This window comes from Actinophytocola sp. (assembly GCF_035712165.1).
GTDB lineage: Bacteria > Actinomycetota > Actinomycetes > Mycobacteriales > Pseudonocardiaceae > DASYTH01.
Genome location: NZ_DASTBH010000512.1, coordinates 1 through 5,120, shown reverse-complemented (window position 1 = coordinate 5,120; position 5,120 = coordinate 1). Strand labels below are relative to the sequence as shown.

The window sequence follows — 5,120 nt, the reverse complement described above, 5'->3', positions numbered from 1 at the left end:
GGACCACGGCAGATGATGACCCGGCGGCGGACCACGCCCATCGGTTCGCCCGAGGTGGCGCGGTAGAACGCGGCCGCGGCCGGAGCCCGCCAATCGATCAGGAGCGGCTGGCGGTCCTGATCGCGCAGGCCCAGGCGGCCGACGTGGTACGTCTCCCCGTCGTCGAAGTCCAGTCGGCCGAACACCAGGCCCTCGTGCTCGGCGTCCAGGCTGCGCAGGATCTGGTTGGCGTGGTAGACCATCACGTCCCGCTCGAACAGCATCGCGGCCTGCTCGAACACGGCCTCGTTGCGGGCGCCGTGGGCCAGCCGGTCGCCCCGGTCGCGCATCTCCTGAGCCTCGACGCGCATCTCGTCGACACGCGCATAGACGAGATCGATGTGTGCCTGCTCGGCCTCGATCTCGGTCTCCCGCACAGAGGTCTGCGACACGCACGCTCCTACAGCTGGTACATACGAAACGGATGAAACAGCCTACGTGACCCGCGCCAGCCGTGGGTCCGGTGTGTTCGATTGGCGGCGGATCGGGTGACCAGGATCGTGGCCGGCGCGGCCGGCGGGCGGCGGCTGGCGGTGCCGCCGCGCGGCACCCGGCCGACCTCCGAGCGGGTCCGCGAGGCCCTGTTCAACGCCGTGACCGCGGCCATGGACCTGGCCGGCGCCCGGGTGCTCGACCTGTACGCGGGCTCCGGAGCGCTCGGCATCGAGGCGCTGTCCCGGGGCGCCGCCTCGGCCACGTTCGTGGAGTCGGACCGGTCGGCGCTCACGGTCCTGGAACGCAACGTGACGGCCATCGGACTGCCGGGCGCCGAGGTGCGCCGGGGCACGGTGCGCTCGGTGCTGGCCGCGGCCCCGCACCGGCCCTACGACCTGGTGCTCGCCGACCCGCCGTACGACCTGCCCGGCGCCGAGCTGACCGCGATGCTCGGCGCGCTGGTGGCCGGTGGCTGGACCCGGCCGGACACCGTGGTGGTGGTGGAGCGGGCGCACCGGTCCGGGCCGCCGGACTGGCCGGAACCGTTGCGGCCCACCAGGGTCCGCCGGTACGGCGACACCGAGCTGCACTGGGGCCGGCACGCGGGTGATCCGGAAGGGTGATCGACACCACGGAGCCCGGTAGGCGCCCCGGCCGGCTGATACGGTCCGGCGCTATGAGGCGCGCGGTGTGTCCAGGCTCGTACGATCCACCGACCAACGGCCACCTGGACATCCTGGAGAGAGCCTCCGGTCTGTTCGACGAGGTCTGCGTCGCGGTGCTGATCAACAAGAGCAAGCAGGGGCTGTTCGCGGTCGAGGAGCGGATGGAGATGCTTCGCGAGATCAGCGCGCACCTGGGCAACGTGCGGATCGACTCGTGGCACGGTCTGCTGGTCGACTACTGCCGGCAACACGACATCCAGGCGATCGTCAAGGGCCTGCGGGCGATCAGCGACTTCGACTACGAGCTGCAGATGGCGCAGATGAACCAGCAGCTGTCCGGGGTGGAGACGCTGTTCATGCCGACCAAGCCGCCGAACAGCTTCCTGTCCAGCTCCCTGGTCAAGGAGGTCGCGACCTACGGCGGGGACGTGGCCCACCTGCTGCCCGAGCCGGTGCACAAGCGCCTGGTCCGCCGCCTGAGCCAGTAGGGGGCTTTCCTACAGGGCGAGCTTCATACCCACGTGCGTCGCGGCGAACCCGAGCCGGGTGTAGAACCGGTGCGCGTCGGTGCGGCTGACGTCGGTGGTCAGCTGGACCATCGCGCAGCCCCGGGCCCTGGCCTGCTCGATCGCCCATTCGACCAGCCGCTGGCCCAGCCCGCCGCCGCGCTGGTCGGTGCGTACCCGCACGGCCTCGATCTGGGCCCGGGTCGCGCCGATCCGGGACAACCCGGCGATGAACGTCAACTGCAGCGTGCCGACCACCTCGCCGTCGGCCTCGGCCACCGCGAGCAACTGGTGCGGGTCGGCGTCGAGCGTGGCGAACGCCTCGGCGTAGCGCGGGTCGCCGGGCCGCTCCCGGCCGGCGCCCAGCGGGTCGTCGGCCAGCATCGCCACGATCGCCGCGACGTCGGCGGCCCGGGCCCGGCGGATGGTCAGGGGGGTCATACGGCCAGGTTGACACGCCGCCCGGCGAGGTCCCGCCACCGGGCCGGATGAGCGGGCAGACTGGGGTGCGCATGTCGGGGTGAGGCGGAGGAACAGCGGTGTACCGGGTGTTCGAGTCACTTGACGAGCTGGTCACGATCCTGGAAGAGGCCAGGGGCCTGCCGATGACCTCGAGCTGTGTCGTGCCGCGGGGCGACGTGCTCGACCTGCTCGACGAGATCCGGGACGCGCTGCCCGGGGAGCTCGACGACGCCCAGGACGTGCTGGACCGGCGCGACGAGATCATCGGCACCGCCGAGCACCAGGCCGAGCAACTGGCCAGCAAGGCCCGGTTGGAGGCCCAGCAGATCGCGGCCGACGCCGACGCGGAGACCGACCGCCGGCTCGCCGACGCGACCGCCCGGGCCGAGCGGATGGTCGCCGAGGGCCGCGCCGAGTACGAGTCGGTGGTCGCGCGCTCCAAGGCCGAGGCCGACCGCATGATCCAGGCCGGCCGGGAGGCGTTCGAGGCGGCCGTCGAGGAGGGCCGGATCGAGCAGGCCCGGCTGGTGTCCCAGACCGAGGTGGTGCAGGCCGCGCACGTCGAGTCGGCCCGGATCCTGGACGCCACCGCCGAGGAGGCCGCCCGGCAGCGCAAGGAGTGCGACGAGTACGTGGACGGCAAGCTGCGCGAGTTCGAGGACCTGCTGGCGCATGTCCTGCGCACCGTCGGCAAGGGCCGCACCCATCTGCGGGCGACCATGAACGGCGCCGGCGCCGGCGTGGTCCCGTTCGACTACCGCGGCTGACGCGTCGCGGGTTCAGGCCAGTTTCACTCGAAGTGCGTCGATCACGTACTCTTGAACGGTTGGCCGCATGCGGGATCGCCCTGCGGCGAAGCAAACCACGAAGGCACGGACCGAGTTCGCCATGTCCGGACAGCGTTACAGCGGAGCCCGACCGGCGGTGACCAGTCCCTGGGTCGTCGACACCCGGGAGTTGGGCCGCCGCCCGGGAACCAGCCGCGCGGTGCGCAGGCACGCGCCGGCCACCCACCCCCTCGGTGTCGAGGGGGTCATCGCCGTGCCCTCGGGCGCCCAGGTGGATCTCGACCTGCTGCTGGAGTCGGTGGTGGAGGGCGTTCTGGTGTCCGGCACGGCCGGCGCGCCGACCGCGGGCGAGTGCTCGCGCTGCCTCGACCCGATCGAGGACCGGATCGACGTGGAGATCACCGAGTTGTACGCCTACCCGGACAGCGCGACCGACGCGACCACCGACGAGGACGAGGTCGCCCGGCTGGTGGGCGACCTGATCGACCTGGAGGGCGTGGTGCGCGACGCGATCGTGCTCGCGCTGCCGAACGCGCCGCTGTGCCGGCCGGACTGCGCCGGACTGTGTGCCGAATGCGGTGGCAAGTGGGCCGACCTCGGTCCGGATCACCGGCATGAGACGATTGACCCTCGATGGGCCGCGCTGACTGAGCGGTTCGGCGAGGATCGCAGCCAGCAAGTGGAGGAGAACTAGTCGTGGCCGTCCCCAAGCGAAGGATGTCGCGCTCGAACACGCGCTCGCGTCGCTCCCAGTGGAAGACCAGCGCCCCACAGCTGATGGAGTGCTCGAACCGGGCCTGCCGGAAGCCCAAGCCCCCGCACGTGGCCTGCCCGAACTGCGGCCAGTACGCCGGTCGCCAGGTCGTCGCACCGGCCTGATCCACGCGGCGAAAGTAGTTCTCCGCATGGGGGTCCGGGCGAGCCGGGGACCGTCGGTAGACCCGGGATCGTTGCTGAAGGCGCTCGACGTCGAGATTGACGCCGAGCTCCTGACGCTTGCCCTGACGCACCGCTCCTACGCCTACGAGAACGGCGGGTTGCCGCCGAACGAACGGCTGGAGTTCCTCGGCGACGCGGTGCTGGGCATGGTCGTCACCGACCACCTCTACCGCACCCATCCCGATCTTCCCGAGGGCCAGTTGGCGAAGCTGCGGGCCAGCGTGGTCAACATGCACGCGCTCGCCGGGGTGGCGCGCGGGCTCGGTGAGGGTGGGCTCGGCGCGCATCTGCTGCTGGGCAAGGGCGAGGAACTGACCGGCGGCCGGGACAAGGCGAGCATCCTGGCCGACGGCATGGAGGCCGTGATCGGCGCGGTCTACCTGCAGCACGGCATCGAAAACGCCCGGCTGCTGGTGCACCGGTTGTTCGACGGCCTGCTCGCCGAGGCGCCGCGCCGGGGCGCGGGCCTGGACTGGAAGACGAGCCTGCAGGAGCTGACCGCGTCGGCCGGGCTGGGGGTGCCCGAGTACCGCGTGCAGGAGGCCGGACCGGACCACCGCAAGGAGTTCTTCGCGACGGTGGTGGTCGGCGGCGACGAGTACGGCACCGGCGACGGGCGGACCAAGAAGGAGGCCGAGCAGAAGGCCGCCGAGGTCGCCTGGCGCGCGCTGTCCCAGCCGAAGTCGGAGAACTAGCGGGACACCCGCTGCGGCAGAATGCCCGGGTGCCTGAGCTGCCTGAGGTGGAGACCGTTCGGCGGGGCCTCGACGATCACGTTGTCGGGCGCACGATCGCCGCGGTCGAGGTGTTTCATCCGCGGTCGATCCGCCGGCATCTGACCGGCGCCGTCGACTTCGCGGGCCGGCTGGTCGGACGCCGGGTGGAGGCGGTGGACCGGCGCGGCAAGTACCTGTGGGCGCGGCTGAGCTCGGACGAGGCGCTGCTGGCCCATCTGGGCATGAGCGGCCAGATGCTGATGCGGTCCGGGGGCGGGCCGGTCGAGACGCATCTGCGGGTCCGGTTGCGCTTCGCCGACGACGGGCCGGAGCTGCGGTTCGTCGACCAGCGCACGTTCGGCGGGCTGTCGGTGCACCCGCTGGAGCCGGCCGCGGGGGGCGGCCTGGTCCCGGAACCGGTGGCGCACATCGGCCGGGACCCGATGGACCCGCTGTTCCGCCCGGACGACGCGGTCGCCGCGCTGCGCCGCCGCCGCACCGAGCTGAAGCGGGCGCTCCTGGACCAGACCGTCGTGTCCGGGATCGGCAACATCTACGCCGACGAGGCGC

Annotated in this window: 8 protein-coding genes and 1 pseudogene; 7 read left to right on the top strand and 2 right to left on the bottom strand. The window is 72.0% G+C overall.

All coding sequences use genetic code 11. The features are described 5' to 3' along the window. Positions 1-431: pseudogene (locus tag VFO68_RS29040) on the bottom strand (ATP-dependent DNA helicase); the annotation flags it as partial. Positions 432-527: 96 nt separating this feature from the next. Here VFO68_RS29040 and rsmD point away from each other — a divergent pair. Then, on the top strand, positions 528-1,097 hold the full coding sequence (rsmD, locus tag VFO68_RS29035; RefSeq protein WP_325161597.1) for a 16S rRNA (guanine(966)-N(2))-methyltransferase RsmD: 570 nt from the start codon (positions 528-530) through the stop codon (positions 1,095-1,097). 53 nt (positions 1,098-1,150) lie between these two features. After that, positions 1,151-1,627 (top strand): pantetheine-phosphate adenylyltransferase, encoded by a 477-nt coding sequence (gene coaD / locus VFO68_RS29030; RefSeq protein ID WP_325161596.1) that lies wholly within the window; start codon positions 1,151-1,153, stop codon positions 1,625-1,627. A 9-nt stretch (positions 1,628-1,636) separates the two neighbouring features. On the opposite strand, the gene VFO68_RS29025 is transcribed toward coaD, so the two are convergent. Continuing rightward, complete coding sequence (locus tag VFO68_RS29025) at positions 1,637-2,086, bottom strand: GNAT family N-acetyltransferase (protein WP_325161595.1); 450 nt, start codon at positions 2,084-2,086, stop codon at positions 1,637-1,639. A gap of 98 nt (positions 2,087-2,184) precedes the next feature. Here VFO68_RS29025 and VFO68_RS29020 point away from each other — a divergent pair, with 98 nt between their 5' ends. The 5 genes from VFO68_RS29020 to VFO68_RS29000 form a co-directional block, all read left to right on the top strand. Beyond that, complete coding sequence (locus tag VFO68_RS29020) at positions 2,185-2,874, top strand: DivIVA domain-containing protein (RefSeq protein WP_325161594.1); 690 nt, start codon at positions 2,185-2,187, stop codon at positions 2,872-2,874. A gap of 121 nt (positions 2,875-2,995) precedes the next feature. Continuing rightward, positions 2,996-3,589, top strand: coding sequence for a YceD family protein (locus VFO68_RS29015; protein ID WP_325161593.1), 594 nt, complete (start codon positions 2,996-2,998; stop codon positions 3,587-3,589). Between the two features lie 2 nt (positions 3,590-3,591). Then, on the top strand, positions 3,592-3,774 hold the full coding sequence (rpmF, locus tag VFO68_RS29010) for a 50S ribosomal protein L32 (RefSeq protein ID WP_325161592.1): 183 nt from the start codon (positions 3,592-3,594) through the stop codon (positions 3,772-3,774). Between the two features lie 26 nt (positions 3,775-3,800). After that, positions 3,801-4,529, top strand: coding sequence for a ribonuclease III (rnc, locus tag VFO68_RS29005; protein ID WP_325161591.1), 729 nt, complete (start codon positions 3,801-3,803; stop codon positions 4,527-4,529). A 29-nt stretch (positions 4,530-4,558) separates the two neighbouring features. Continuing rightward, positions 4,559-5,120, top strand: a 562-nt coding sequence (locus tag VFO68_RS29000; protein WP_325161590.1) for a DNA-formamidopyrimidine glycosylase family protein, incomplete at its 3' end; no start/stop codon positions are given.

Excerpts from the sequence above, each read along its gene's own strand:
- rnc (WP_325161591.1), top strand. The coding sequence starts at position 3,801 with ATGGGGGTCCGGGCGAGCCGGGGACCGTCGGTAGACCCGGGATCGTTG.
- coaD (WP_325161596.1), top strand. The coding sequence starts at position 1,151 with ATGAGGCGCGCGGTGTGTCCAGGCTCGTACGATCCACCGACCAACGGC.
- VFO68_RS29025 (WP_325161595.1), bottom strand. The coding sequence starts at position 2,086 with ATGACCCCCCTGACCATCCGCCGGGCCCGGGCCGCCGACGTCGCGGCG.
- VFO68_RS29015 (WP_325161593.1), top strand. The coding sequence starts at position 2,996 with ATGTCCGGACAGCGTTACAGCGGAGCCCGACCGGCGGTGACCAGTCCC.